The sequence below is a fragment of the Pseudoalteromonas sp. D15MCD-2 genome (assembly GCF_038562745.1).
GTDB lineage: Bacteria > Pseudomonadota > Gammaproteobacteria > Enterobacterales > Alteromonadaceae > Pseudoalteromonas.
On record NZ_JBCFQE010000001.1, the window covers coordinates 3,422,895 to 3,448,156 of the forward strand.

Below are 25,262 nucleotides of genomic sequence, written 5' to 3' on the forward strand. Positions count from 1 at the left end.
AATAAAACTGACTTAAGCCTCATTAGAGTTTAACTGCTCGACAAGACGAATGTCATGTAACAAATGGTTATGCCTTACCGACAAAGTATTTTCTTCTGTTGGCTGTATTTTATATCCAAGCTGCTGTAAAACCAGTGTAAATAGGGCGGCATGTTGGTAATGCGTAGATTGCCCATTTAATTCAAACTCTTCGATTACATTATGAGCATAACTAGAACTATTTTGTAATGACTGCCAAATACGCGCTTGTACTTGAGAAATCTGTATCACTGACGTTTGATAACAATTGATTTGTAGGCTTAATAAATAGTTTTCTAGTGAGTTCATAGCGATATCCATTACAAAAAACGCTACTTTAAAAGCTCAAGTTAAGTTGAGGTAAAGTATTTTGTTATTACTTTTTATTCCACTTATTCATTATATCTTTAAATAGCTTTGCTTCTTTATCTTCACAGGGTCTGGGCGATCCACTTGGCACTCCAGATTTACCAAACACCGAATTAAAATCTATGCCGTAACACATGCCATTTAGCACCTCGATACGCTTGCTGCCATCGCCATTTTGCCAAACGACCGTTGCTTTATCAGAGACGGTTAATTGTGCGGGCACCGTAACCCTGCCTGCGGGGCTATTACTAATCGTCGCTTCACCCTGCCCAAACAAAGACGCATGAGCAGAACCATTTTCAACATTAAGCTGTGGGATTGGTGCATAAGGGTTGAGCTTTTTAAATAGCTCTTCGGCTATTTTTGAATTCTCAAGTGTCTGATTAGGCTTTACAACCTCAGAGGTAGCTTCTTTTGGTTCATTTATAGTGGGATTAATTGCCTTAGCGTCAGTCATCTGTTGAGAGCTCCCCTGCGAAACATCTTCGTTTTTTGGCAAAGGCTTAGCCTCACTTGGAACTACTTGCGAGTGTTCTGGTAAAGGTTTGTCTTGAGGTTTCTGCAAACTAGGTAACGAAGTTAAATCAACACTCACATACGCGTTGATTACTTTTGGCGGTTCAGCGACTGCGGGGAGTTTCAAAGACTTTCCATATCGAGTAAATAACAGCAACAAAACAGCATGTAACGAAATTGAGATGATCCATGCTTTGTAATTCCCTTTTAACACCCTAGCGCCTCGTTTTATTTTTAAGAGTGCTAAAAGAGTGAATTAGTTCATAGGAAAGTTGCGAGTTAGCGAGGGTAAAGGTTCTAGGTTCTAGGTTCTAGGTTCTAGGTTCTAGGTTCTAGGTTCTAGGTTCTAGGTTCTAGGTTCTAGTTCAAGCATAACCTTGGGAATGCTTTATGATAGTTGGGTTTCGCTTCGCTCAAACCAACCTACCCGAAGAGTGAACAGGGCAAATACTGAGTGAGACACCACACAAACCAACCCCACCGTGTGATCTGACGTCTGATAGCTGATAGCTGATAGCTTTTCTACAAGCATTAAAAAAGGCCGCCTGGGCGACCTTTTTATAAGCTGTGAAGCTCTATCTTTTGATATTACTCAACGATAGTTGCAACAACACCAGCACCAACTGTACGGCCACCTTCACGGATAGCGAAGCGTAAACCTTCGTCCATCGCGATTGGGCAGATTAGTTCTACAGTCATCTTGATGTTATCACCAGGCATTACCATTTCAACGCCGTCTGGTAACTGTACGTCACCTGTTACGTCAGTTGTACGGAAGTAGAACTGTGGACGGTAACCTTTGAAGAATGGAGTGTGACGACCACCTTCATCTTTAGAAAGTACGTATACTTCTGAAGTGAACTTCGTGTGTGGAGTGATTGAACCAGGCTTAGCTAGTACTTGACCACGTTCAACGTCTTCACGCTTAGTACCACGTAGAAGTGCACCGATGTTCTCACCCGCACGACCTTCGTCTAGAAGCTTACGGAACATCTCAACACCTGTACAAGTTGTCTTCGTAGTTTCTTTGATACCTACGATTTCAACTTCGTCATTCACGTTGATGATACCAGCTTCAACACGGCCAGTTACAACAGTACCACGACCTTGGATTGAGAATACGTCTTCGATAGGCATGATGAATGGCTTATCGATGTCACGCTCTGGCTCTGGGATGTAAGAATCTAGTGCTTCTGCAAGCTCAACGATTTTGTCTTCCCACTCTTTCTCGCCTTCTAACGCTTTAAGCGCTGAACCTTGGATTAGTGGTAAGTCATCACCTGGGAAGTCGTACTCAGAAAGAAGTTCACGAACTTCCATCTCAACTAGCTCAAGTAGCTCTTCGTCGTCAACCATGTCACATTTGTTCATGAATACGATGATGTAAGGTACACCAACCTGACGAGAAAGTAGGATGTGCTCACGAGTTTGTGGCATAGGACCGTCAGTCGCAGCAACTACTAGGATTGCGCCGTCCATTTGAGCAGCACCAGTGATCATGTTTTTAACATAATCGGCGTGTCCTGGACAGTCTACGTGTGCGTAGTGACGAGTTGGAGTATCGTACTCAACGTGTGAAGTTGAGATTGTGATACCACGCTCACGCTCTTCTGGAGCGTTATCGATTGATGCGAAGTCTTTAGCTACACCACCGTATACTTTTGCAAGTACGTTAGTGATTGCTGCTGTTAGAGTTGTTTTACCGTGGTCAACGTGGCCGATTGTACCAACGTTTACGTGCGGTTTTACGCGTTCAAACTTTTCTTTTGCCATGACGGAACCTATCAGTTTTGTGTATCTAGATTACATATGAAAATAATCCACCGAGGGTAGATTAATTTAATTTTTTCAAATTTCAAATAGTTTTTTCTGACAGATAAAGGAAGAAATTAAGATGAGTTCTCGATACTGGTGCTGATAGGCAGATTTGAACTGCCGACCTCACCCTTACCAAGGGTGCGCTCTACCAACTGAGCTATATCAGCAACACCAGAAGTCTGGAGCGGGCAGCGGGAATCGAACCCGCATCATCAGCTTGGAAGGCTGAGGTAATAGCCATTATACGATGCCCGCATAGGAACCTGTTCTTAAACTACCTCTAACCGTCAAGAATAAAGTGGTGGAGGGAGCTGGATTCGAACCAGCGAAGGCTGAGCCGTCAGATTTACAGTCTGATCCCTTTGGCCGCTCGGGAACCCCTCCACGAAAATTCTTTACTAAGTCACTTCCGGTAAAAGGAAAGTGGTGCCGACTATCCGAGTTGAACGGATGACCTACTGATTACAAGTCAGTTGCTCTACCAACTGAGCTAAGTCGGCACTGCTTTAGTACGGGGCGAGATTCTAAGGTAAGGTTTATTGTGATGCAACCATAAAATTAAAAAAAATGTGAATTTATGTGTTAAACGCTCACTATTCAGGCAAAAACCCGTATTTTTACTGCTTTATAGCTAATTCACGCCAATAATTCAGTCCTTTAAACACGAGCAAGCTGTCAAACTTAGCATCTATATATGTATCTGCTAACAATTTGCCATAACCACCAGCAAATAATAACTGACAACCCTGTTGGTTAAGATGTTGTTTTGCTTGCTCGATTGCACCGAGAGTAGCAACCATAGCACCATTTTTTAGGCCATTTGGCGTATTACGCCCTAACTCAGTAGTGAATGGAGTTTGCTCATCATCAAACACACGTTGCGTATTTTGGGTAAGTGATGAGGTCATTAAATCAAGGCCAGGTAAGATCCAGCCTCCTAGATGCGCGCCTTCTTTATTAAGCACATCAATTGTCGTTGCTGTACCGGCATCGATAATAATGCAGTTTTGCTCGGGATATTCTACATACGCAGCGATCATCGCGAGCCAGCGATCAATTCCTAGGTTTTGAAACTGCTGATAAGCACAGGTTAACGTAGCGAGTTTAGCGGTCACCTCTGCTTCAAAGTAAGGAACAGCATGTTGCTGCGCCTGTGCTAATAACGGTTTAAGTAGCTCAGTGCTACCCACGCAGGCATAGACCAGCTCTGTTATTTGTGACCAAGGTAAATTGCTGAGTTCACAGGTTTGGTAATCCTTGCCATCAAACAAAACGGCTTTAATTGCGGTATTACCAACATCCACTAATAGTTTCATAGCTCAGCCTTACGTAATGAAATTTCACCACCATAATAACTTTTCACTTCGCCATCTTGACGAATACGTACGCCACCTTGGTTATCAATCCCTTCACAAATACCAAGCCAGCTACGATGACCCGTATTGAGCTCAACACACTCGCCAGCAAATGCATTTAATTGATTCCACTGTAGATACATATCGTTTAAACCTGATTGCTGATACTGGGCTAAGCGTTTTTCTAAATAAAAGCATAAATAGGCCACCAACTTGTTTTTATCTAATCCCTGTACATGCTGGCTTAAATCAGTCCATGCCTGATCTATGTGTTGGCTAACACTTTCTGGCATATGTAAATTAATACCTATACCTATTACAAGCTGACAAGGACCTTGTGGTTGGCCGTCAAGTTCAACTAATACGCCCGCTAATTTTTCACGGTTTAAGTAGATATCATTTGGCCACTTAAGCTCTACATCCAATTGATATAAGGCTTTAAGCGTATCGTAAACAGCAAGCCCAACAGCAATAGATACCCCCATAGCAGCTTGCAAACCATCATCCAAACGCCAAAAATAACTAAAGTATAAGTTTGCACCAAATGGAGATTGCCAAACGCGCCCACGGCGCCCTCTTCCTGCTTGCTGCATTTCTGCAACTAATACACTTCCAGATGGCAGTGATACTTCTGTTTGCAAACGGCGCATTAACTCACTGTTGGTTGAGTCAATGATAGGCTGCACTTCAACATTAGCGGTGCTGCCACCTAACTCATTATAATGCTGACCGATCTTATCTTTGTTCAGTAAGCCTGCACTATTATTTAGGCAATACCCTTTACCCGTAACCTTAAATATATCGAGCCCCATCTCCTGCAAAGAGTGAATATGTTTACCCACTGCTGCACGGCTAATACCGAGCTGCTCACCCAATTGCTGACCAGAAATAAAACCACCGGTATTTAGAGCTTGTAAAATAGCGAGCTTATTTCCATCTGGCGCTTTCATGATGAAGCTCCCAATTCAATGTGGCATTCATGTTCAGCATTGATCAGGCGTACTTCGTGCTGTAAAGCAATCTGATATTTATGCCAAACCTGTTGTTGTACATGCTTTACCATGGCAATTAAGTCACCACCTGTACTATTACCGTGGTTTACTAGCACTAACGCTTGCTGCTGATGCACTTCAATACCTGCGACCTTAAAGCCTTTTAACCCAGCTTGCTCAATCAACCACCCCGCCGCAACTTTATGATGCTCAGCATCCACAAAGTAATGAGGTAGCTCTGGGTACTGTTTTAAAAGTAACGCAAGTTGCTCATTCCTGATCACTGGGTTTTTGAAAAAACTGCCTGCATTTGCAAGTTCACTGGGGTTTGGTAGTTTGCTGTTTCTGGTTGTGATGATTTGCTCAAATACCTGCTGTGGAGAGGGTTCTGAAAACAGTTGCAATGGTCCATAACTAAGCACTGGCTGCCATTTCTTAGGTAACAGCAACCCTACTTGGGTGATCACCGCTTGATTTTTCAGTGCATGCTTGAAGATAGAGTCACGATACCCAAATTGGCATTCGCCTTTAGTTAAGCGCTTTATGGTTTTGGTGGCAATATCAAAGTATTCGACATAACTCACAAACTTTTCAAGCTCTACACCGTAAGCACCTATATTTTGCACTGGTGCAGCACCAACAGTCCCAGGTATTAAAGCAAGGTTTTCAAGCCCAGGCATATCATTAGCAATAGTCATAGCAACTAATTGGTGCCAGTTTTCTCCGGCTGCAATGTGCAATAAAAAGCCATCGCTTTGCTGCTCTATATCTATGCCCTTCGTATTCATATGGATCACAGAACCTTGGTAGTCAGATAAAAACACCGTATTACTGCCTTCACCTAAAATACAAAATGGCCCAGAAAAGTCTGTGCTTAAAAGCTGATTCACTTCATCAATTTGATAAAAATGCTGGCATTGGCTTGGCAAAGAAAAGGTATGAAAAGATTGCAGGGACTGAGCCACAAAACGCCTCAAAGGTTACCGGTAACTAATCGCATTAGTGTAACCTATCGTCGCAAAATACGCATTAGATTGTAAAAATCACTCAACCCACTGCACTAATCATGTTATAAAACGGGCTCTTTTTCATTTCCGTTCCAGGGTTATTATGAAGTTTAAACCATTACTTTTAAGTCTTGCTATAGCCGGTGCTTGCTCTCAAGCAACTGCAGATGCAATCAGCCAGCACACTTACGCAAACTTAGATGACGTAACAACCACTCACCTACTACTAGATTTAGATGTTGATTTTGATGACAAACAACTAGAAGGTTTTGTTGAGCACACGCTAGATTGGCACAATGCAACAAGCAAAACACTGGTGCTTGATACTCGCGATTTAGATATCGACAAAGTAATGTATCAAGATCAAAAAGGCAGCTGGCACAAAGCTGACTTCACCCTTGCTGCACGTGATGACGTGAAGGGCTCAAAATTAACAATTAAATTTAAAAGCCAAGCAGTTAAAGCACGTATTTACTACAACAGCCGTCCAGAAGCTTCAGGTTTACAGTGGTTAACGCCAGAGCAAACAGCCAGTAAATCACACCCATTTATGTACAGCCAATCACAAGCAATTCATGCTCGTAGTTGGATCCCAGTACAAGATACGCCAGCAATGCGTGTAACCTACTCGGCACGTATTCACACTCCTAAAGACATTCGTGCGGTGATGAGTGCTGATAACAAAGATGCACTTTATAAGGACGGCGATTACCTATTTAATATGCCACAACCAATTTCGCCATACTTAATCGCAATTGGTGCAGGTAATTTAGAATTCAAAGCCATGTCTAAGCAAACGGGTATCTTTGCTGAGCCAACAATTTTAGATGCATCAGTTGCTGAGTTTAACGACACACAAGCGATGATCGATAAAACTAACGCGATGTATGGCGAATACGCATGGGGTCGTTATGACTTATTAATGCTACCGCCAAGCTTCCCATTTGGTGGCATGGAAAACCCACGTTTATCATTCATCACACCAACGGTTGTTGCTGGCGATAAAAGCTTAGTAAACCTAATTGCTCACGAGCTTGCTCACTCTTGGTCTGGTAACTTAGTAACCAATGCGACTTGGGAAGATTTATGGCTAAATGAAGGTTTCACGTCTTACGTTGAAAACCGCATTATGGAAGAAGTGTTTGGCCGTGACCGTGCCGTTATGGAGCAAGCGCTTGATGCTGCCGGCTTACGTGCATTACTTAAAACTCTACCAGCACCAGATACGCGTCTTAACTTAAAACTTAATGGCCGCGATCCTGATGATGCATTTAGCTCAGTGCCTTACACTAAAGGTCAGCTTTTCTTAATCTATCTAGAAAACAAATTTGGCCGTGATAAGTTTGACCCATTCGTAAAAGCTTACTTTGACCAATTTGCGTTTAAGTCTCTTACAACAGCGCAATTTGTTACTTACTTAAAAGCTAACTTGATCGACAAATACCCAGGCGTTGTGAGCATGGATAAAGTTAATGAGTGGATCTTTGAGCCTGGTTTACCAAGCGATGCTCCTAACCCAACGTCTGATGCCTTCGATAAAGTTGATGCTGTAACCAAAACATGGTTAAACGGTGAGATCAGTGCAGCCCAGTTACCAACAGCGGATTGGTCAGTTCACGAGTGGCTACACTTTTTGAATAACCTACCTCGCGATTTAAGCATCGAAAAAATGACTGAGCTTGATAATCAATTCAACCTAACACAGTCAACTAATGCAGAGCGTGCTTTCGCATGGTTTATGCTAGCGGTAGGTAATGGTTATCAACCAATTTACCCAGCGCTTGATGAACACCTATCAGGCATCGGTCGTCGTAAATTAATTGTGCCACTCTATAAAGCACTTATTAAAAACGGTAAAAAAGACTGGGCGCATGATGTGTACTTAAAAGCACGTCCGGGTTACCACCCACTTGCACAAGGTACTGTTGACGACTTATTTGCAAAGTAAGTCATCAAACACAAAAAAGGCGCTGCAATCAGCGCCTTTTTTAATTATTTTATTAGTTACTTACTTTTTGTAAGAACGCACGGCGCTCTTCTGGGCTTGCTTGTTGCCACCAAAACTCAAGCATCGCAGCCGCACTTGGCATATTTTTCAAACCCGCTTGTCCGCCGGGTACTTTTGCAGGCAATGTGACAGGGACTGCTGTCGCAGGCTTGTTGCTTGTACTTGTAGCTGCAACTGGGGTACTGGCTACAGCTTGTGCAGGCGCGCTAGCTGCACGATAGCTAACTATCGATAGCGGCACAGCAAGTTCACTGCCCTTGGCTTTTAAGCTTACTTGCGGTGATTCAGCAAACACTTCTGCAGCAACAGCATTACTGGCACGATTAAACACTAGGTCATAGTCTTTGCCACTCTCTACCGTAAGCTCAACCCAAAATGGCTCCGACTCAACAACTTGATGGTCATCATAACCTTGCTCGTAAAGATCGGTATATTTCATCTTCACTTGGTACGTACCAGGAGCAAGCTCAACATCGTCAACACGACTGAAAAACGACTGTTCAATTAGGCGCTCTCCAACTTGTAAGGGTACAAACTCTTCGGGAAAGTGAATAGTCTCAGCTACACTGCTGAAACTATTAAATAGCATTAACGCACTACTCAGTAATACTAACTTACGCATGTTCACTCCTTGGTTGTTCAACTTGCGGCAGTTTCAGTTTGACACTGCAAATAAAGTTTGTCATTAGTGGGCGGTCATTTAACCACATTTATAAGAGAGCTAAGTATGAGCCAAGAGACTATTTTTACAAAGATTATTAACCGAGAGATCCCAGCTGATATTGTTTATGAGGACGATCTATCTTTAGCTTTTAAAGATATTAACCCACAAGCCCCTTTTCATGTGCTGATCATCCCAAAAACGCCAATAGCGACGATTAATGATGTTACGGAAGAAAACTCAGCTTTAGTCGGTCACTTATATGTAGTTGCTGCAAAACTCGCTAAACAATTTGGCTTTAGTGAAGACGGATTTCGCGTCGTAATGAACTGTAATGACCACGGCGGACAAACTGTGTACCATATACACCTACACATGTTAGCAGGTAAAGAAATGGGCTGGCCTCCATATCAGGACAAGAAAAAAACAGCAATCTAATACTTTAACATGTAAACAAATGTAAAAAGTAGCACAAACATATTATTTTTGGCTATAATAAATATATATCAGTTAGTTAACATATTGCGATTAGTTAACTAACTGTAATTTTTGACACAAAACAGACACAAACTGTACTTTTCCTGCACAACTCTCAGAAATTTCTAATACGAAAGGGGTGGATTGCGTGATAGGATTTAACTGTCAACTTTATTCAAGAGTGTATATATATGAGTAGTTCAGCCTTTTTATTATTAGATCCAGAGCCAATTAACACTATTGGCATTAACGTATTAGAGCCATTGTTAAAAACACAAGGACTAGCAGTGACATCTGGTACTGATATCTCTGAAGTACCAGAAGGAACACGCTTGTTATTTATTGAAACGTCAAGCACAGATCCGTGGGGCAAGTTAAAAGAGCAGCTAGTTAATTTACGATTAAAATGCGATATCGTGCTGTTTAACCTAGATGAAAATCCTGAACTTGCAAACCGTGCTCTATTAAGTGGTATTCGTGGTGTGTTTTACACAACAGATAATGCAGATGTGTTAATGAAAGGCATTCGTTTATTACTTGAAGATCAACTATGGTATCGCCGCGACATCATGTGTAATGCATTAAATCGTATGTTGCAGTTCAATAAAGACGCACTCCACAAATTGACAGATGGTGACATCGAACCGGTTAAACTTACTAAACGTGAAAAAGCAATAATCTCACTAATGAGTAAAGGTTCGAAGAATAAAGAAATTGCTGAAGACTTAAGCATCAGCCCACATACAGTTAAAACTCACTTATATAGTGCATTTAGAAAAACTAAATGTCGTAACCGTATCGAGCTATTGTCTTGGGCACAGCAGAATATTCCAGACGAAATTCGCTAAACTAAACATCCTACAAGTTAAAACAGACGCAGCCGCGTCTGTTTTTGTTTCTGGTTGCTAAACACTGTAATTGACTTTATGCTCAAACTGATTGCAAAACACCGGAAATACAATGCTCGACTCAGCCACTTTATATTACGCCAGTGCTGCCATGATGGCAGTGATGACTCTTCTTAATTACCTTACATGGCGAACCAATAATAATACTCCGGGCACCTTACTCTATATTTTCTACCCTCTAGTGATGTTTGCATCGGTAATGAGTTTTGCATTGCATGGTCATATCAATAATATTGCCAGTATTGCTATCGCAAACACCCTACTCTTTAGTGCTTCCATTATTCATGTACTTGCGATTTGCCAATTTTTAAATGCCAAATGCGTTGGTTTTAAAACCTTTGTTGCGATAACGGTGGTGCTCGCGATTACCATGATTTACCTTGCCACTGATAGCGCAGAGTTACGTAGTCGAATTTTGGTTTCTGATCTTCAGCATATAGTTGAAGCTTTGTTTTTACTGGCATTATTTATTCGAAATGGCCGTAAAAGTTACCCTAATGGCAGTATTGTCTACATTTTAATTCTCAGCATTATTCTGGCTATATTTACAGGCCGAACCTTAATGATGGGAGATGTCACAACAGCAAGCTTATTGTCAGCGGATTGGTTTAGTATCACTTTATTTATTAATGGTGTTATTGCGCCGATGTTTTATGCAACTGGTATGGCACTATTATGTAATGAACGCCGCGAACAAAACCTCAATCAGTTAGCAGAAAAAGCTCATAAAGACTTAGAAATTCGAGGTTTATTCTTATCAACTATTAGCCATGAAATACGTACACCGTTAAATGGTATTTTGGGTAGTGCACAGCTAATCATGAACCAGTCGAGTGACCCACGTGACAAACCTTATTGTGAAGCAATAATTAACTCAGCTGAGTCGCTAAACTTACTGGTCGATAAAGTACTCGATTACGCCAGCCTTGATCAGCGTGATGAAGCGCTCTACGAAGAAGACGTCGAGTTTAAAACCTGGCTCAATAACCTGTGCCTTTTACTCAGCCCTTTAGCAGAGCAAAAACATTTAAAGTTTGAACTTATATACAACTTGCCCGATCAAGCATGTTATTACTGCGACCAACAAAAACTCAGACAAGTTATTATTAACTTAGTAGGTAATGCGATTAAATTTACCGACCAAGGTGCAGTCAAAATCCAAGTAAAACTGCTCAATGAAGGGCAATTAGATCACCTTGTTCGTATCAGCGTCATAGATTCTGGGCCTGGTATTGAAGATGAAGAAATTGCATACCTAACAGAACCTTATGTTCAAAGCAGCGCAGGTAAAGAAAAAGGTGGTACAGGCCTTGGCTTAGCAATCACCAGCCGTTTACTGGAAAAGTTAGGCAGCAAGCTCAATATTGAGAGTGAACTTAATAAAGGCAGTACTTTTAGCTTTGATATTCCGCTTGCCATTGGTGAGCTTAGTCTTGTTGAGCAGCGCCACCAATCAAAAGATTATGTTACTGGCCTAGACGTGTTATTAGTTGAAGACCTCGACTTAAACCAAAAAATTGCCATTGAATTTATGGCCGATGACGAGCACAAGATTAAGCTTGCAAAAGATGGTACTAGTGCCATTGAACTAATGCAAAAACATCACTTTGATGTGGTATTACTCGATATGAATTTGCCTGATTTAACAGGCCAAGAAGTGCTAAAAAAGCTAAAAAATATCGACCATTTAAACCAGCGAACCCCGGTGTTAGCATTTACCGCGAGCCTTAGCCCTGATGAAATAAAAGAATACTTAGCACTTGGTATCAAAGACATTGTTGGCAAACCCATTAAGCAACAAAAACTACGTCAAGCACTCAGTGACTCACAAAGTAATCAAGCAGCAAGCATTGCTGTTGAGCTGCGCGATACACTCTATGATGAAACAGCCGCAGCGACTCTTGTCAGCTCATTCAGTGAAGATGAAGTGTCATCGATTTACAACGAGTTTGTATTGTCAGCCAGAAACAAACTGATCCGCTGCCAACAGCTCGTCGAGGATGATAAAGAGCAGTGCATCAAGCTACTGCACCGCCAAGCCAGCACGGCTTTACAACTAGGCTTTAACCGCTATGGTTTAGAACTTAAGAAAATCGAGCGTAAACTGCTCGACAACAAGCCTTTAAAGGAATCACTAACCGACGCATTAGTCCTATGGCAAGAAAGCCTACAAGCCTACTTAAAGCATGTTAGAAGTGAGTTAGCATAGGAGCTCCTAGCTCCTAGCGAGACTAATCCCTATTAGCCTCAAGCAAGCGACATTTGTCATATGCGTAGAAATTCCCCCTCTCCCATGTCTGAAAGCTCCGAACTCCCCAAATAAATTTGATCCAAATCAACTATTAAATCGCCTTATTTCGCATCAGGAAAATAGCTTGATCTGGATCATATCAGCCGCCCTCAAGCCAGCCTATGATTAACTCATAGACATTAGGAGGCACAACCATGAACGTATTCTTCAGAGATTTTTTTAGCGACCCAGTTTTATTTATGTCATTCGGCATTTTGGCAGTTGTTATCGTTTTATGCCTTTTCTATGTTGGTTTCTTTATTAAGAAAATACACGACGCAGAAGTTCCTAAGTAAGAATTAAGCACGACGCACAAAGCCCCTATCCAATTTATTGTTTAGGGGCTTTTTATTTGCAGCTAGCTAAAATCTTGTAGCGGTTCTCAAAAAGCAAAAACTTGCTACAATAGGCGCTTATTTTGTTTCGAAAGTGTCAGCTATGTTACCTGAGTTTAAGCCTGCGTGGTGGATGCGCAATCGCCATTTACAAACCATAATGCCGCGCTTTTTTCGCCCTTTTCATAATACCCGCTACGACTTATCGACAATCGATACTCCAGATGGCGACTTTTTAGAACTGGCTTGGGCAACACCTCATAACGAGCAAGCACCCCTCGCTATTGTATTGCATGGTTTAGAAGGCAATATAAACAGCTTTTATGCTAAAGGCATGATGAAAAAGCTTAAACAACAAGGCTTTGCTGTTGTATTGATGCATTTTCGAAACTGCTCGCGCGAAGTTAACCGTTTAGCACGTGCTTATCACAGCGGTGAAACAGAAGACCTGCGCTTTTTCATCAACCACCTTAAGAGTAAATTTCCAAAACGTCCGTTATTTGCCGTGGGCTTTTCGTTAGGTGGTAATGTACTGGCAAAGTATTTAGGTGAGCAAGGTACTAAATCGAACTTAACAGGCGCAGCCGTTGTGTCTGCGCCATTTGACTTGTCATCATCTTGTGAAGTAATTCGCAAAAGCTTAGGCAAGATTTATCAAAAGTATTTGCTCGACCGTATGAAAAAGTCGATGCAAAGAAAGCTGCCACAAATCGAACAGCAAATTAGCCTAACGCCAGAAAAACTTATGGCGATTGATGACTTATGGCAATTCGATAATATGCTCACGGCACCATTGCACGGCTTTGCCGGTGCTGAAGATTACTATCAGCAAGCGAGTGCAAAACCATTTTTAAAAAGCATTGCAACACCTACGCTGATTGTGCACGCCAAAGATGACCCGATGTTATCAATAAAAGCCGTGCCAGATAGCTTAGATGTGAGTGAACATGTTACGCTGCGCATCTCAGAACAAGGGGGCCATGTCGGATTTATTAGCGGTAAAAACCCTTTTAAGCCCGAATATTGGCTTGAACGAATTGTTCCTGAGTATTTTCAACAATTAGTTAAAAAAGAGCAGTTATGATCATTCCCCACGAACGCCTCGATAAAGAGACTCTGTATAATTTAATCGAAAGTTATGTTTTACGTGAAGGCACTGATTACGGCGAACAAGAATTTAGCATTGAAAGCAAAGTAGCGCAGGTTCATCAACAGCTTAAAAATGGTGAAGCCATGGTGTTTTTTTCTGAGTTACATGAGTCAGTTACGATTATATCTAAAGCTGAATTCGTTGCTCTACAAGCAGATCCAGAGTACCAAGCGTCGTTTAACGACTAAACTTGTAAGTTACATTGTAACCCTTCACAATGGCTTTTTAACTTAAAGAGCCATTAAAAAATGAAAAAACTAAGCTCACTGGTTGCCGCAGTTTCTTTGGCCTTAATTGGTCAAGCAAATGCAGATCAGGTTACTGCATCAGATAAAGCCATTAAACTGGCAAAAGACACTATTTTAATCGATACCCATATCGATGTGCCTTACCGTATTCATAACAAGTGGGCTGACGTAACCAAAGCTACAAGCGACGGTGACTTTGATTATCCGCGTGCTGTGCAAGGTGGTTTGAACGCTCCTTTCATGTCAATTTACATTCCTGCAAACCTAGAATTTGAAGGCAAAGGTAAAAGCTATCAATTAGCAAATCAGCTAATCGATTCTATGGAAGCGATTGTGCAACGCGCACCAAGTAAATTCGCTATTGCTGACTCAACTGCCGATATTAAAGAGCAATTTAAACAAGGCAAAATGTCGATTGCTATGGGCATGGAAAACGGCTCACCTATCGAAGGCGACATTAAAAACCTTAAGCATTTTTATGAGCGTGGCGTGCGTTACATCACGCTAGCTCACTCACAGAGCAACCACATTTCTGATTCATCTTATGACATCCGTCGTAAGTGGAAAGGCCTGAGCCCGTTCGGTAAAGAGCTAGTAAAAGAAATGAACAACATTGGTATGCTGGTTGATGTATCGCATATTTCTGATGATGCGTTTTACCAAGTGATGGAAATCTCGAAAGTACCCGTGATTGCTTCACACTCGTCACTGCGTAAATACACCCCTGGCTTTGAGCGTAATATGAATGACGACATGCTGTTAGCTCTTAAAAAGAATGGGGGTGTTATTCAAATTAACTTCGGTTCAAGCTTTGTTACAGCAAAGGCTGGCTCTTGGTACGATCAACTTAAATCAGCAAAGGCTGAAAAGAAAAAAGACGGTACTAAGCTAAGCAAAGATTTTGATGCTGCTTATCGCGCTAAAAACCCGTTTCCATTTGCAAGCTTAGAGCAAGTACTTGATCACATTGACCATGTAGTTGAGCTAATTGGCATCGATTATGTGGGTATTGGCTCAGATTACGATGGTGTAGGCGACTCTCTACCTACTGGCTTAAAAGATGTATCTAGCTATCCTAACCTTGTGCAAGGTCTAATGGACCGTGGTTATAGTGATAAAGACATCAAAAAGATTTTAAGTGGCAATATGCTACGTGTATGGCAACAAGCTGAAGCATACGCAAAAGCCCATTAATCGACACAAACTCCATTTAAAAGCGCAGCTAACTAGCTGCGCTTTTTGTTTTTATCATTATAAGTAATTGATAATAAAAATAGCTTGTTTTAATCTGCTGATATTACAAAGCAACTTGGATGATGTGATATGTCAACTTGGCAAGGGAATACTGCGCTGGCATTTGCAAGCATTGCACTTGGCTTATCAATTTATAGCTATACAAAAGTAAACTCGACTGACAAGCCTGTAGTTATTCAGCAAGCAAAACCTAACTTAAAAAAGTTAACCATTCCAGAGCAAGACAGAGAAAATCTAGTTGCCTTACATGGCTATATTTTAGATCTCGAAACACGCATTCACGAGCTTGAAAATCAAGCGCCAACAATTGATCCTGAGCGACTTGCCTCATTAGTTAAACAAGCAATGGAACAGCAAGAAAAAGAGCGACGAGTCGAAATTGAGAAAAGAAATCCAGCGCTTGGCTGGCTAAGTAATTTACCTGATGACTACCGCGAACGCATCAAAGCAGACCCACAATATGCCGACAGCTCAATAAATGAAGCTCTTGCCACCTTACTCAATTTGAGTAAGTCCGAAAATGATCGCTTAGCAGCCTACGGGCAACTAAAAATGACCCTAAGCATGCTCAGACGCGACTTGGACGACAGCCAAGCAAATGCAGTAATCGATGCCATGATAAGCATTAGCGAATACACCAATGACCCTAAGATTCGTGTCAGTACTTTAGAGAATTTATCTCGCCAAAATAACGTATCGCCTAAGCTCGCTGAGCATTTTCAAAAGCTGTTACAAACTGACGATAATGATTATGTTCGCAATATTTCTGCCACAGCCCTCATTGGCCAATTTTTCCGTGCCACAAGAGACGGCAACAATAGTTATGCCAGTGATTTAGCAGAACGCATTACCACTCTTGAAAATAGCAGTAATGCCAAAGTTGCCGAAATCATGGCTGAAAACCTAAAAGGCCCACGGTTAAGAGAAGAAATAGATAAAGCGTTGGGGAAATGATTGAAGGTGCTAGGTGCTAGGACAAACTAAATCCAGTTTAACCTGAAGTAACTATTAACTTGTTTTCTTGCACTGAAATGAAAGCCCCTTCTCGATCTAATCTGACGTCTGACAGCTGAAAGCTTCCAGCTATTTTTTATAACAAAAAGCCCCAGCAGATGCCGGGGCTTTTTAGTAAGGAAACTTAATTAAAAATTAAGCTTTCTTTGGACGCTCAACAACGTCTACTAAAGTCCAAGACTTAGTCTTAGAAATAGGAGCACACTCAGAAATAGTAACTACGTCACCAGTTTGAGCTGTGTTGTTTTCGTCATGTACGTGTAGTTTAGTCGTACGTTTGATGAATTTTCCATATACTGGATGCTTCACGTAACGTGCGATAGCAACAGTGAAAGATTTATCCATCTTGTCGCTGATTACACGGCCTTGAAGAGTACGGATTTTATCGCTCATTATTGACCTGCCTTCTGGTTAATAACTGTTTTTACACGCGCGATATCGCGACGTACTGTTCTTAGCGTGTGTGTCTGAGCTAACTGACCAGTGCTTGCTTGCATGCGCAGGTTGAACTGCTCACGAAGAAGTCCTAGAAGTTCAGCATTTAGCTCTTCTACGCTTTTGTCTTTTAGTTCGCTAGCTTTCATTACATCACCGTCCGAGTTACGAAAGTTGTTGTGAATGGTAATTTACGCGCTGCAAGGTTAAATGCTTCACGAGCAAGCTCTTCAGAAACACCTTCCATTTCGTAAAGTACTTTACCAGGTTGAATTTCAGCAACCCAATATTCAACAGAACCTTTACCTTTACCCATACGAACTTCTAATGGTTTGTTCGTAATTGGCTTATCTGGGAATACACGAATCCAGATTTTACCTTGACGCTTTACGTGACGTGTCATAGCACGACGAGCTGCTTCGATTTGACGAGCAGTCATACGGCCACGGCCAGTAGCTTTCAAACCGAAAGTACCGAAGCTTACTTTGTTACCGTTTTGCGCTAAACCGCGGTTGCGGCCTTTGTGCATTTTACGGAATTTTGTACGTTTTGGCTGTAACATTACTCGCTACCTCTACTTAGCACTTTTTTTGGCTTTCTTTGGCGCGCGTTTAGCTGGCTTCTCTTGCTCTTGTACTAGTGGTAAACCACCAATAACTTCGCCTTTGAAGATCCAAACTTTAACACCAATGATACCATAAGTGGTTAAGGCTTCAGAAGTTGCGTAGTCGATATCAGCACGAAGAGTATGTAGAGGTACACGACCTTCACGATACCATTCTGAACGTGCGATCTCAGCACCGCCAAGACGACCGCTAACTTCAACTTTGATACCCTTTGCACCAATGCGCATTGCATTTTGTACCGAACGCTTCATAGCGCGACGGAACATAACACGACGCTCTAGCTGTGACGCAATACCGTCAGCTACTAGTTGTGCATCAAGTTCAGGCTTACGAACTTCAGCGATATTAATCTGAGCCGGAACACCTGCAATCTTAGTTACTGCTTGACGTAGTTTTTCAACGTCTTCGCCTTTTTTACCGATAACAACACCAGGACGAGCTGTGTGAATTGTTACACGGATAGATTTAGCTGGACGCTCGATAACGATTTTAGACACAGAAGCCGCTTTTAATTCCTTAGTAAGGAAAGTACGTACTTTGTGATCGCCAAAAAGCTGATCAGAGAAATCTTTTGAATTCGCGTACCAGGTAGAAACCCAAGGTTTAGAGATACCTAGGCGAATACCAGTAGGATGAACTTTTTGTCCCATTACTTATACTCCTAGCTATCTGAAACCACAACAGTGATGTGGCTTGTACGCTTAAGGATGCGGTCTGCGCGTCCTTTAGCACGTGGCATAATACGCTTCATTGTTGGACCATCGTCCACAAAGATCGTAGTTACACGAAGCTCATCAATGTCAGCACCTTCGTTATGCTCTGCGTTAGCAATAGCAGACTCAAGTACTTTTTTAACTAATACAGCCGCTTTTTTAGGGCTGTACGCCAGGATTTCTAGAGCGCGATCAACCGGAAGTCCGCGGATCTGATCTGCAACTAGACGTGCTTTTTGCGCCGAACCAGAGGCGAATTTATGTTTAGCTAATGCTTGCATTTATCATTCCCCTCTTAACGTTTCTTCGCTTTCTTATCCGCAGCGTGACCGCGGTAAGTACGAGTTGGTGCAAATTCACCTAGTTTGTGACCGATCATTTCGTCTGTGATGAACACAGGAACGTGCTGACGACCATTATGGACAGCGATGGTCAATCCGATCATGTTAGGTATGATCATTGAACGACGGCTCCAAGTTTTAATTGGCTTCTTGTCACCGCTTTCCAACGCTTTCTCTACCTTCTTCAGCAAGTGTAGGTCAATAAAAGGACCTTTCTTGAGAGAACGTGGCATGGCTATTCCTCAACTATTATTTAGTACGACGACGTACGATAAATTTATCAGTACGCTTGTTCTTACGTGTCTTAGCACCTTTAGTCGGCTTACCCCATGGAGACACAGGATGACGACCACCAGATGTACGACCTTCACCACCACCGTGCGGGTGATCTACCGGGTTCATGGCAACACCACGAACTGTCGGACGGATACCACGCCAGCGATTTGCACCAGCTTTACCTAGTGAACGAAGCATATGCTCAGCATTGCCTACTTCACCAAGTGTTGCGCGACAGTCAGCTGGAACTTTACGAACTTCGCCAGAACGAAGACGTAGAGTTACGTATTGACCTTCACGAGCAAGGATTTGAACGTATGCACCAGCAGAACGTGCGATTTGCGCGCCTTTACCTGGTTTTAATTCTACGTTGTGAACAGTCGAACCTACAGGCATGTTACGCATTGGTAACGTGTTACCAGCTTTGATTGGTGCATCAATACCAGATTGGATTGAATCACCAGCTTTTAAGCCTTTAGGTGCAATAATGTAACGACGCTCACCGTCTGCATATAATACAAGAGCGATGTTTGCGCTACGGTTTGGATCATACTCTAGACGCTCAACAACAGCTGGAATGCCATCTTTAGTGCGTTTAAAGTCGATTACACGGTAATGATGCTTATGACCACCACCGATGTGACGAACCGTGATACGACCTTTGTTATTACGACCACCAGACTTAGAGTTTTTCTCTAGTAGTGGTGCGTAAGGTTTACCCTTATGTAGATCTGGGTTAACCACTTTAACCAGGTGACGACGACCCGCAGAAGTTGGTTTACACTTTTGAAGTGCCATAATTCTAACTCCCCTTATTACTCGGCGCCGCCGACAAAGTCTAGCTCGCTACCTTCTTTAAGAGTAACGTAAGCTTTCTTCCAGTCTGAACGACGACCGAAACGCATGCCAGTACGTTTTGTTTTACCCTTAACGTTTAGTGTGCGAACACCAGTTACTTCTACTTCAAAAAGCTTTTCTGCTGCAGCTTTGATTTCAGCTTTAGTTGCATCAGAAGCTACTTTGAAAACAATCGTGTTGTTCTCTTCAGCAGCGATAGTGCTTTTTTCAGAGATGTGTGGAGCAAGGATCACTTTTAAAAGACGTTCTTCACGGATCATGCTAGCGCCTCCTCAAGTTGCTTAACAGCAGCAGCTGTAATAAGTACCTTATCGAAAGCGATTAGGCTTACAGGATCGATACCAGCTACATCACGCGTGTCAACCTTGTATAGGTTACGTGCCGATAAGAAAAGATTCTCATCTACTTCTTCAGTCACGATTAGAACATCTTTAAGCTCAAGTTCTTTAAGCTTAGAAACTAGTTCTTTAGTTTTTGGTGCTTCAAGACCAAACTGCTCAACAACGATTAAACGCTCTTGACGAACTAATTCAGATAAGATGCTTTTGATCGCACCGCGGTACATTTTACGGTTTACTTTTTGGCTGTGATCTTGTGGTTTAGCTGCGAAGCTAACGCCACCTGAACGCCAAATTGGGCTACGAATTGTACCAGCACGTGCACGGCCAGTACCTTTTTGAGACCATGGTTTTTTACCACCACCGCTTACTTCAGAACGTGTCTTCTGAGCACGAGTACCTTGACGAGCACCTGCTGCGTAAGCAACAACTACTTGGTGTACTAATGCTTCGTTAAACTCACGTCCAAAAGTAGCTTCAGAAACTTCAAGAGCGCCAGAAGCGTCTTTAATTGCTAATTCCATCACTAAATCTCCAGGACTTATGCTTTAACAGCTGGTTTAACGATAACGTCACCGCCGATAGCGCCAGGTACTGCACCTTTAACTAAAAGCAAGTTACGCTCAGCGTCAACGCGAACTAGTTCTAAGTTTTGAGTCGTTACACGCTCAGCACCCATGTGACCGGCCATTTTCTTACCTTTAAACACCTTACCAGGTGATTGGTTTTGACCGATTGAACCAGGAGCACGGTGAGATAGAGAGTTACCGTGAGTAGCGTCTTGCATGCTGAAGTTCCAGCGCTTAACACCACCTTGGAAACCTTTACCTTTAGAAGTACCGGTTACGTCAACTTTGTTGATTTCGTTGAATAATTCAACAGTAAGCTCAGCGCCTACTTCAAAATCGCCTTCACCACCATTTAGGCGGAATTCCCACAGACCGCGACCCGCTTCAACACCAGCTTTAGCGAAGTGACCCGCTGCAGCTTTGTTTACACGGCTTGCTTTTTTAGTGCCTGCGGTTACTTGAAGCGCGTTATAACCGTCAGTTGCTTCAGATTTGATCTGAGCAATGCGGTTAGGTGTCGCTTCGATAACTGTCACAGGGATAGATACACCATCTTCAGTGAAGATACGTGTCATACCCACTTTACGACCGACTAGACCTAATGCCATTTTCCTAAAACCTCTCTAATCTTCCGATTAACCCAGGCTGATTTGAACATCAACACCAGCAGCAAGATCTAAACGCATTAGAGCGTCAACAGTCTTGTCAGTTGGTTCTACGATGTCGATCAGACGTTTATGGGTGCGGATTTCGTACTGATCACGCGCGTCTTTGTTAACGTGCGGTGAAGTTAGTACAGTAAAACGTTCAAAGCGTGTAGGTAGTGGGATTGGACCACGTACTTGTGCGCCAGTGCGTTTCGCAGTTTCCACGATTTCCGCCGTTGATTGGTCAATCAAACGGTGGTCAAAAGCTTTTAGGCGAATACGAATGCGTTGATTTGACATTCTTAAACCTCAATATAAAGAGCATTTAAAAAGAGCATAAAAAAACGACCGAAACAATCTTAATAACTAAGATGTCGGCTGCTTTCATATATCTACGATGAATTCCAAATCGGAATTCCTGTTTATTAGCTTGAAATCCAAGCTTAATCTTTCCTTCCAAGTTCCCGAGGGAATTTTGAAAGCCTGCGTATTATAGATAGATTGGTGATAAATGCAACAACTATTTTGAAAATCTCAAAGGTCTAAATTAAATTTTGTTTAATTTTCGAACTTTATCAATAACATTAGCGTCTTTAAATTATACTTGTGCGAGTAAAGAGGCTAGAAAATCGCTTTTAAATGGTCAGTCCAGTTAATAATTGTTATTCTATGCCGCTTATTTTTGACCAGACTCGGTCTATTTAATATCTACTAATAACTTTGGTGAGTTGATGCGTATCATTAATCGTTGTTTAAATTTCATTTCTGCCGGTATGAACCGCTTGTTTGTAAAAAGTAAGGTGTTGCCAGAGAATCCGATTGAACAATATAACCTAAACCCGGCCAACCCTACTTTTTATATTGTTAGGCTAAATGCACGCTCTGATTTAGCTGCACTGGCAAGGGTATGTAAAAAATACGGCTTACCTAACCCGACCGAAGAGCAGTTATTAGGTAATGCAGAACTTGATCGCTTTATCGGTATTCAAAACCCACCACCGCTATTTGGTAATAAAAGCAAACCAAGCAATGCCCTGCAGCAAGGCAAACAAATTATTGACCACCTGATGCAATCAGGTGAGAAAAACGTCCAAGTGATCCCGGTGACGATTTTATGGGGTCGTAATCCGGGTAAAGAAAAGCCAGGTTTAGGTACTTTGGTGTCTCATTCATTAACACCTAGCTGGTTTCGTAAATTCTTTGTGTTGCTATTTTCTGGGCGCGATAACTTTATTCGCTTTAGTCAGCCGCTCGATTTATCGTTATTGGTCAATGAAAAAGCTGAGGTTGATGAGCTACCGCATAAACTATTACGTGTAGCCCGCGTGCACTTTCGTCGTCAAAAATTGGCAGCGACAGGCCCGAAAATGCCATCACGTGAGCAGCTATTTAATTCGCTACTTGCCTCACCAACAATAAAAAAAGCAATTCAAATAGAAGCGAAAGAAAAAAACATCAGCCAAGAGCAAGCTCGCCAAAATGCGCTAAAGCTACTTGATGAGATTGCCGCCAATTATAGCGATGCCACCATTCGTGTTGCAGACCGTATTTTAACTTGGCTGTGGAATAAGCTTTATAACGGGATTGATATTAAGTTTTCTGAGCAGGTGCATGAGCTTACAGATAAAGGCCACGAAATTATCTATATGCCATGTCACCGATCGCATATGGATTACTTATTGCTGACCTATTCTATTTACCATTTAGGGTTAGTTCCGCCACATATCGCTGCGGGTATTAACTTAAACTTCTTCCCGGCAGGAGGGATTTTCCGTCGCAGTGGTGCTTTCTTTATTCGCCGCTCATTCGCGGGCAATAAATTGTATTCGTCAGTATTTAAAGAGTACCTGAGCCAGTTATTTATCAAAGGCTATTCAGTAAAGTTTTACACTGAAGGTGGTCGTAGCCGTACTGGTCGGTTGTTACCGCCAAAAACAGGTATGCTCGCCATGACATTACAAGCCATGTTACGTGGCATAGACCGCCCTATTTCAATTGTGCCTGTATACATTGGTTATGAGCACGTAATGGAAATTAATACTTACTTAAAAGAGCTTGCCGGTAACGATAAAAAAGGTGAGTCGGTATTAGGTATCTTTAAGGCAATTAAAAACCTTAAAAACTATGGTCGTGGTTATTTAAACTTTGGCGACCCTATATCGATAAACCAATATCTCAATGATCAACAACCTGATTGGCGAGAGTCGATTCACCCAACTGATGTTCAGAAACCACAATGGCTTGGACCACAAGTCGCTAACCTCGCTGATAAGGTAATGGTTAATATTAATAGCGCCGCTGCACTCAATGCAGTGAATCTACTTGCGATGATATTACTGGTAAATGATAAACACGCGCTAAGTAAACCTAAGCTGATTGCTCAGCTTGAGTTTTATTTACATTTACAACGTAGCGCAAGCTACAGTGAAAAGGTGACCACACCAGACGAAAGCGCCGAGCAGCTATTAGAGCATGCACTTAAACTTAATAAGTTTGATGTGATCAGTGACGAGTTTGGCGAAATTATCGCGATTAACGATAAAGAAAAAACACTGTTCAACTACTACCGTAATAACGTGTTGCACTTATTTGCAGTACCGAGCTTATTGGCGCTGCATTTATTCAAAGCACATCAAACTACCATGGCTGATTGCCAAGCCTTGATTGCACGTTTTTACCCGTTGTTTGCCAAAGAGTGGTTCTTGCATGAGTTAGATGAAAACTACATTACTCGCGTACTCGCAAGCTTCGTTGATCAAGACCTGATTGAAATTGATGGCGATAATATCAAGATCACTAACAGCAACGACTGCTTAGCGAAACTCGAAATGCTCGGTCGTGCCCTAAGCTTAACACTACAACGCTACGCTATCGTGGTTGGTTTTATTCAAACTAGCAGTGGTATTGAGCGTGAAGAACTTGAACATGAAAGCCAAGTGTTAGCAGAGCGCTTAGGCACCTTGCACGGCATTAAAACCCCTGAGTTCTTCGACAAAAAAGTACTTATTGGTTTTATTTCAAGCTTGCGAGAGCAAAAGCTAATTACCGAAACAGAGCAAGGCTTAACGGGCAGCAATGAGCTGTGTGAAGTGTATTTATATCTTAAAGCATTGCTGCCAGCACGGGTCTGGCAGTCAATTGACGATATAGTGCAAAGCCAAGCTCAGCACATAAAAGATTAACGCTGACGCATGACCCCTTCTTGGATCGTTGAGGCAACCAAATTGCCTTGACGGTCAAAGAACTGACCTCGCACCAAACCACGACCAGAGCTCGCACTTGGGCTATCAATCGAATATAAAATCCAATCGTCTAGTCTAAACGGACGGTGAAACCACATTGCATGGTCAATCGTTGCAACCTGCATATTCGGCTGCATAAACGATACCCCGTGCGGCTGTAATGCAGTTGGTAAAAATTCAAAGTCAGATGCGTACGCAAGTAAGTAATTATGAATGCGCTGATCGTCAGGCATCTCACCATTAGCTTTAAACCAAATATGCTTAACGGGCTCCATTACTTGTGGTTTGAATGGGTTATGAAAGGTCACAGGACGCATTTCAATTGGCACTTCACGGATGAACTTATTTCGAATTGGTTCAGGAATAAGCTCTGCATTTGCTTGGTAAAATTCAAGCGATGACTTTAGTTCTTCAGGCTGTGGTACATCAGGCATCTGCGCTTGGTGTGATAAGCCTTCTTCTTCACCTTGGAAAGAAGCGGTCATGTAAAAAATCGGCTTACCATATTGAATTGCTTTTACACGGCGAGTACTAAAACTTTTACCATCACGGATATTCTCTACATCATAGACAATCGGCTTTGCAGCATCACCTGGGCGCAAAAAGTAAGAGTGTAAAGAGTGAACAATACGCCCTTGTGGTAATGTTTCTTTTGCGGCAGATAGAGCTTGGCCCATTACTTGGCCACCGAATACAGCTCTAAATCCTAAATCTTGGCTTTGCCCGCGATACAAGCCTTGCTCAATCTCTTCTAACGACATTAATGACAGTAGGTCATCTAATACTTGGCTCATTTA

General features: G+C 42.1%; 29 protein-coding genes and 4 tRNA genes. 10 read left to right on the plus strand and 23 right to left on the minus strand.

From position 1 onward, the window contains the following. Nucleotides 1-12: 12 nt before the first annotated feature. The 10 genes from AADY36_RS15700 to murB all read right to left on the minus strand — a co-directional run bounded on the left by AADY36_RS15700 (nucleotide 13) and on the right by murB (nucleotide 6,033). Complete coding sequence (locus tag AADY36_RS15700) at nucleotides 13-327, minus strand: hypothetical protein (RefSeq protein WP_239963219.1); 315 nt, start codon at nucleotides 325-327, stop codon at nucleotides 13-15. A gap of 67 nt (nucleotides 328-394) precedes the next feature. After that, the gene (locus AADY36_RS15705; RefSeq protein ID WP_342409204.1) at nucleotides 395-1,117 is read right to left on the minus strand and encodes a hypothetical protein; all 723 of its coding nucleotides are present in this window, start codon (nucleotides 1,115-1,117) and stop codon (nucleotides 395-397) included. A gap of 374 nt (nucleotides 1,118-1,491) precedes the next feature. Continuing rightward, nucleotides 1,492-2,676 (minus strand): elongation factor Tu, encoded by a 1,185-nt coding sequence (gene tuf, locus AADY36_RS15710; protein WP_054564107.1) that lies wholly within the window; start codon nucleotides 2,674-2,676, stop codon nucleotides 1,492-1,494. A gap of 136 nt (nucleotides 2,677-2,812) precedes the next feature. Beyond that, nucleotides 2,813-2,888: transfer RNA gene (locus tag AADY36_RS15715), tRNA-Thr, on the minus strand. 13 nt (nucleotides 2,889-2,901) lie between these two features. Next, nucleotides 2,902-2,976: transfer RNA gene (locus tag AADY36_RS15720), tRNA-Gly, on the minus strand. Between the two features lie 44 nt (nucleotides 2,977-3,020). Then, a tRNA-Tyr gene (locus tag AADY36_RS15725) sits at nucleotides 3,021-3,105 on the minus strand. 40 nt (nucleotides 3,106-3,145) lie between these two features. Next, nucleotides 3,146-3,221: transfer RNA gene (locus AADY36_RS15730), tRNA-Thr, on the minus strand. 117 nt (nucleotides 3,222-3,338) lie between these two features. After that, the gene (locus AADY36_RS15735) at nucleotides 3,339-4,037 is read right to left on the minus strand and encodes a type III pantothenate kinase (protein ID WP_342409205.1); all 699 of its coding nucleotides are present in this window, start codon (nucleotides 4,035-4,037) and stop codon (nucleotides 3,339-3,341) included. Then, the gene (gene birA, locus AADY36_RS15740; RefSeq protein WP_342409206.1) at nucleotides 4,034-5,026 is read right to left on the minus strand and encodes a bifunctional biotin--[acetyl-CoA-carboxylase] ligase/biotin operon repressor BirA; all 993 of its coding nucleotides are present in this window, start codon (nucleotides 5,024-5,026) and stop codon (nucleotides 4,034-4,036) included. The genes AADY36_RS15735 and birA overlap by 4 nt, the downstream gene beginning before the upstream one ends. Further along, on the minus strand, nucleotides 5,023-6,033 hold the full coding sequence (murB, locus tag AADY36_RS15745; protein WP_342409207.1) for a UDP-N-acetylmuramate dehydrogenase: 1,011 nt from the start codon (nucleotides 6,031-6,033) through the stop codon (nucleotides 5,023-5,025). Before murB ends, birA begins: the two co-directional genes overlap by 4 nt. Nucleotides 6,034-6,178: 145 nt before the next feature. On the opposite strand from murB, the gene AADY36_RS15750 reads away from it, so the two are divergent. Further along, nucleotides 6,179-8,023: a M1 family metallopeptidase gene (locus AADY36_RS15750; RefSeq protein WP_342409208.1), complete on the plus strand. Its 1,845-nt coding sequence runs from the start codon at nucleotides 6,179-6,181 to the stop codon at nucleotides 8,021-8,023. A 52-nt stretch (nucleotides 8,024-8,075) separates the two neighbouring features. On the opposite strand, the gene AADY36_RS15755 is transcribed toward AADY36_RS15750, so the two are convergent. Continuing rightward, a complete protein-coding gene (locus AADY36_RS15755; RefSeq protein WP_130167783.1) occupies nucleotides 8,076-8,705 on the minus strand; it encodes a DUF2057 domain-containing protein in 630 nt (209 codons plus the stop codon). Nucleotides 8,706-8,810: 105 nt separating this feature from the next. Between AADY36_RS15755 and AADY36_RS15760 the strand changes: the two genes are divergently transcribed. From AADY36_RS15760 to AADY36_RS15795, 8 genes are all read left to right on the plus strand, one after another. Further along, entirely contained in the window at nucleotides 8,811-9,182 is a 372-nt protein-coding gene (locus tag AADY36_RS15760; RefSeq protein WP_054563916.1) for a histidine triad nucleotide-binding protein, read from the plus strand. A gap of 230 nt (nucleotides 9,183-9,412) precedes the next feature. Continuing rightward, nucleotides 9,413-10,069, plus strand: coding sequence for a helix-turn-helix transcriptional regulator (locus AADY36_RS15765; protein ID WP_054563917.1), 657 nt, complete (start codon nucleotides 9,413-9,415; stop codon nucleotides 10,067-10,069). Between the two features lie 112 nt (nucleotides 10,070-10,181). Then, nucleotides 10,182-12,338, plus strand: a complete 2,157-nt coding sequence (locus AADY36_RS15770; protein ID WP_055199357.1) for an ATP-binding protein — start codon at nucleotides 10,182-10,184, stop codon at nucleotides 12,336-12,338. 236 nt (nucleotides 12,339-12,574) lie between these two features. Next, nucleotides 12,575-12,715 (plus strand): DUF3149 domain-containing protein, encoded by a 141-nt coding sequence (locus AADY36_RS15775; RefSeq protein ID WP_119852677.1) that lies wholly within the window; start codon nucleotides 12,575-12,577, stop codon nucleotides 12,713-12,715. 142 nt (nucleotides 12,716-12,857) lie between these two features. After that, the gene (locus tag AADY36_RS15780; RefSeq protein WP_054563919.1) at nucleotides 12,858-13,838 is read left to right on the plus strand and encodes a hydrolase; all 981 of its coding nucleotides are present in this window, start codon (nucleotides 12,858-12,860) and stop codon (nucleotides 13,836-13,838) included. Continuing rightward, on the plus strand, nucleotides 13,835-14,092 hold the full coding sequence (locus tag AADY36_RS15785) for a YheU family protein (protein WP_054563920.1): 258 nt from the start codon (nucleotides 13,835-13,837) through the stop codon (nucleotides 14,090-14,092). Before AADY36_RS15780 ends, AADY36_RS15785 begins: the two co-directional genes overlap by 4 nt. Nucleotides 14,093-14,152: 60 nt before the next feature. Further along, nucleotides 14,153-15,346 carry a dipeptidase gene (locus AADY36_RS15790; protein WP_054563921.1) on the plus strand — a complete coding sequence of 398 codons (1,194 nt, stop codon included), beginning with the start codon at nucleotides 14,153-14,155 and terminating at the stop codon, nucleotides 15,344-15,346. A gap of 129 nt (nucleotides 15,347-15,475) precedes the next feature. After that, the gene (locus AADY36_RS15795) at nucleotides 15,476-16,360 is read left to right on the plus strand and encodes a hypothetical protein (protein WP_342409209.1); all 885 of its coding nucleotides are present in this window, start codon (nucleotides 15,476-15,478) and stop codon (nucleotides 16,358-16,360) included. Nucleotides 16,361-16,555: 195 nt separating this feature from the next. On the opposite strand, the gene rpsQ is transcribed toward AADY36_RS15795, so the two are convergent. The 11 genes from rpsQ to rpsJ are packed head-to-tail and all read right to left on the minus strand — an operon-like array spanning nucleotide 16,556 to nucleotide 21,523. After that, nucleotides 16,556-16,813 carry a 30S ribosomal protein S17 gene (gene rpsQ, locus AADY36_RS15800; RefSeq protein WP_054552372.1) on the minus strand — a complete coding sequence of 86 codons (258 nt, stop codon included), beginning with the start codon at nucleotides 16,811-16,813 and terminating at the stop codon, nucleotides 16,556-16,558. Further along, on the minus strand, nucleotides 16,813-17,004 hold the full coding sequence (rpmC, locus tag AADY36_RS15805) for a 50S ribosomal protein L29 (protein WP_054552371.1): 192 nt from the start codon (nucleotides 17,002-17,004) through the stop codon (nucleotides 16,813-16,815). Before rpmC ends, rpsQ begins: the two co-directional genes overlap by 1 nt. Then, complete coding sequence (gene rplP / locus AADY36_RS15810; protein WP_036974208.1) at nucleotides 17,004-17,417, minus strand: 50S ribosomal protein L16; 414 nt, start codon at nucleotides 17,415-17,417, stop codon at nucleotides 17,004-17,006. The genes rpmC and rplP overlap by 1 nt, the downstream gene beginning before the upstream one ends. Nucleotides 17,418-17,429: 12 nt before the next feature. Then, complete coding sequence (gene rpsC, locus AADY36_RS15815; protein WP_054552370.1) at nucleotides 17,430-18,131, minus strand: 30S ribosomal protein S3; 702 nt, start codon at nucleotides 18,129-18,131, stop codon at nucleotides 17,430-17,432. Nucleotides 18,132-18,142: 11 nt separating this feature from the next. Next, nucleotides 18,143-18,475 carry a 50S ribosomal protein L22 gene (gene rplV / locus AADY36_RS15820; protein WP_004588690.1) on the minus strand — a complete coding sequence of 111 codons (333 nt, stop codon included), beginning with the start codon at nucleotides 18,473-18,475 and terminating at the stop codon, nucleotides 18,143-18,145. Nucleotides 18,476-18,489: 14 nt separating this feature from the next. Beyond that, on the minus strand, nucleotides 18,490-18,768 hold the full coding sequence (gene rpsS, locus AADY36_RS15825) for a 30S ribosomal protein S19 (protein ID WP_010376377.1): 279 nt from the start codon (nucleotides 18,766-18,768) through the stop codon (nucleotides 18,490-18,492). A 16-nt stretch (nucleotides 18,769-18,784) separates the two neighbouring features. Beyond that, nucleotides 18,785-19,609 (minus strand): 50S ribosomal protein L2, encoded by an 825-nt coding sequence (gene rplB / locus AADY36_RS15830; RefSeq protein ID WP_054552369.1) that lies wholly within the window; start codon nucleotides 19,607-19,609, stop codon nucleotides 18,785-18,787. Nucleotides 19,610-19,626: 17 nt separating this feature from the next. Then, a complete protein-coding gene (gene rplW, locus AADY36_RS15835; RefSeq protein ID WP_054552368.1) occupies nucleotides 19,627-19,929 on the minus strand; it encodes a 50S ribosomal protein L23 in 303 nt (100 codons plus the stop codon). After that, a complete protein-coding gene (gene rplD, locus AADY36_RS15840) occupies nucleotides 19,926-20,531 on the minus strand; it encodes a 50S ribosomal protein L4 (RefSeq protein WP_054552367.1) in 606 nt (201 codons plus the stop codon). The genes rplW and rplD overlap by 4 nt, the downstream gene beginning before the upstream one ends. A gap of 17 nt (nucleotides 20,532-20,548) precedes the next feature. Continuing rightward, nucleotides 20,549-21,184 carry a 50S ribosomal protein L3 gene (rplC, locus tag AADY36_RS15845; protein WP_036974218.1) on the minus strand — a complete coding sequence of 212 codons (636 nt, stop codon included), beginning with the start codon at nucleotides 21,182-21,184 and terminating at the stop codon, nucleotides 20,549-20,551. Nucleotides 21,185-21,211: 27 nt separating this feature from the next. Beyond that, on the minus strand, nucleotides 21,212-21,523 hold the full coding sequence (gene rpsJ, locus AADY36_RS15850) for a 30S ribosomal protein S10 (protein WP_002957900.1): 312 nt from the start codon (nucleotides 21,521-21,523) through the stop codon (nucleotides 21,212-21,214). Nucleotides 21,524-21,954: 431 nt separating this feature from the next. Between rpsJ and plsB the strand changes: the two genes are divergently transcribed. Further along, on the plus strand, nucleotides 21,955-24,405 hold the full coding sequence (gene plsB / locus AADY36_RS15855; RefSeq protein WP_054563923.1) for a glycerol-3-phosphate 1-O-acyltransferase PlsB: 2,451 nt from the start codon (nucleotides 21,955-21,957) through the stop codon (nucleotides 24,403-24,405). Here plsB and tesB read toward each other — a convergent pair. Further along, the gene (gene tesB / locus AADY36_RS15860) at nucleotides 24,402-25,259 is read right to left on the minus strand and encodes an acyl-CoA thioesterase II (protein ID WP_054552365.1); all 858 of its coding nucleotides are present in this window, start codon (nucleotides 25,257-25,259) and stop codon (nucleotides 24,402-24,404) included. The two genes, plsB and tesB, sit on opposite strands and share 4 nt — an antisense overlap. Nucleotides 25,260-25,262 lie beyond the last annotated feature (3 nt).

Bases quoted from the DNA above. Each gene is read 5' to 3' on its own strand.
- plsB (WP_054563923.1), top strand. From the start codon at position 21,955: ATGCGTATCATTAATCGTTGTTTAAATTTCATTTCTGCCGGTATGAAC.
- rpsJ (WP_002957900.1), bottom strand. From the start codon at position 21,523: ATGTCAAATCAACGCATTCGTATTCGCCTAAAAGCTTTTGACCACCGT.
- rplB (WP_054552369.1), bottom strand. From the start codon at position 19,609: ATGGCACTTCAAAAGTGTAAACCAACTTCTGCGGGTCGTCGTCACCTG.
- AADY36_RS15765 (WP_054563917.1), top strand. From the start codon at position 9,413: ATGAGTAGTTCAGCCTTTTTATTATTAGATCCAGAGCCAATTAACACT.
- AADY36_RS15750 (WP_342409208.1), top strand. From the start codon at position 6,179: ATGAAGTTTAAACCATTACTTTTAAGTCTTGCTATAGCCGGTGCTTGC.
- AADY36_RS15760 (WP_054563916.1), top strand. From the start codon at position 8,811: ATGAGCCAAGAGACTATTTTTACAAAGATTATTAACCGAGAGATCCCA.
- AADY36_RS15795 (WP_342409209.1), top strand. From the start codon at position 15,476: ATGTCAACTTGGCAAGGGAATACTGCGCTGGCATTTGCAAGCATTGCA.
- rplP (WP_036974208.1), bottom strand. From the start codon at position 17,417: ATGTTACAGCCAAAACGTACAAAATTCCGTAAAATGCACAAAGGCCGC.
- AADY36_RS15775 (WP_119852677.1), top strand. From the start codon at position 12,575: ATGAACGTATTCTTCAGAGATTTTTTTAGCGACCCAGTTTTATTTATG.
- birA (WP_342409206.1), bottom strand. From the start codon at position 5,026: ATGAAAGCGCCAGATGGAAATAAGCTCGCTATTTTACAAGCTCTAAAT.
- rpsS (WP_010376377.1), bottom strand. From the start codon at position 18,768: ATGCCACGTTCTCTCAAGAAAGGTCCTTTTATTGACCTACACTTGCTG.
- rpsQ (WP_054552372.1), bottom strand. From the start codon at position 16,813: ATGAGCGATAAAATCCGTACTCTTCAAGGCCGTGTAATCAGCGACAAG.
- rpmC (WP_054552371.1), bottom strand. From the start codon at position 17,004: ATGAAAGCTAGCGAACTAAAAGACAAAAGCGTAGAAGAGCTAAATGCT.
- rplD (WP_054552367.1), bottom strand. From the start codon at position 20,531: ATGGAATTAGCAATTAAAGACGCTTCTGGCGCTCTTGAAGTTTCTGAA.
- AADY36_RS15700 (WP_239963219.1), bottom strand. From the start codon at position 327: ATGAACTCACTAGAAAACTATTTATTAAGCCTACAAATCAATTGTTAT.
- tesB (WP_054552365.1), bottom strand. From the start codon at position 25,259: ATGAGCCAAGTATTAGATGACCTACTGTCATTAATGTCGTTAGAAGAG.
- tuf (WP_054564107.1), bottom strand. From the start codon at position 2,676: ATGGCAAAAGAAAAGTTTGAACGCGTAAAACCGCACGTAAACGTTGGT.
- AADY36_RS15780 (WP_054563919.1), top strand. From the start codon at position 12,858: ATGTTACCTGAGTTTAAGCCTGCGTGGTGGATGCGCAATCGCCATTTA.
- rplW (WP_054552368.1), bottom strand. From the start codon at position 19,929: ATGATCCGTGAAGAACGTCTTTTAAAAGTGATCCTTGCTCCACACATC.
- AADY36_RS15735 (WP_342409205.1), bottom strand. From the start codon at position 4,037: ATGAAACTATTAGTGGATGTTGGTAATACCGCAATTAAAGCCGTTTTG.
- AADY36_RS15755 (WP_130167783.1), bottom strand. From the start codon at position 8,705: ATGCGTAAGTTAGTATTACTGAGTAGTGCGTTAATGCTATTTAATAGT.
- AADY36_RS15785 (WP_054563920.1), top strand. From the start codon at position 13,835: ATGATCATTCCCCACGAACGCCTCGATAAAGAGACTCTGTATAATTTA.
- AADY36_RS15790 (WP_054563921.1), top strand. From the start codon at position 14,153: ATGAAAAAACTAAGCTCACTGGTTGCCGCAGTTTCTTTGGCCTTAATT.
- rplC (WP_036974218.1), bottom strand. From the start codon at position 21,184: ATGGCATTAGGTCTAGTCGGTCGTAAAGTGGGTATGACACGTATCTTC.
- rpsC (WP_054552370.1), bottom strand. From the start codon at position 18,131: ATGGGACAAAAAGTTCATCCTACTGGTATTCGCCTAGGTATCTCTAAA.
- rplV (WP_004588690.1), bottom strand. From the start codon at position 18,475: ATGCAAGCATTAGCTAAACATAAATTCGCCTCTGGTTCGGCGCAAAAA.
- AADY36_RS15770 (WP_055199357.1), top strand. From the start codon at position 10,182: ATGCTCGACTCAGCCACTTTATATTACGCCAGTGCTGCCATGATGGCA.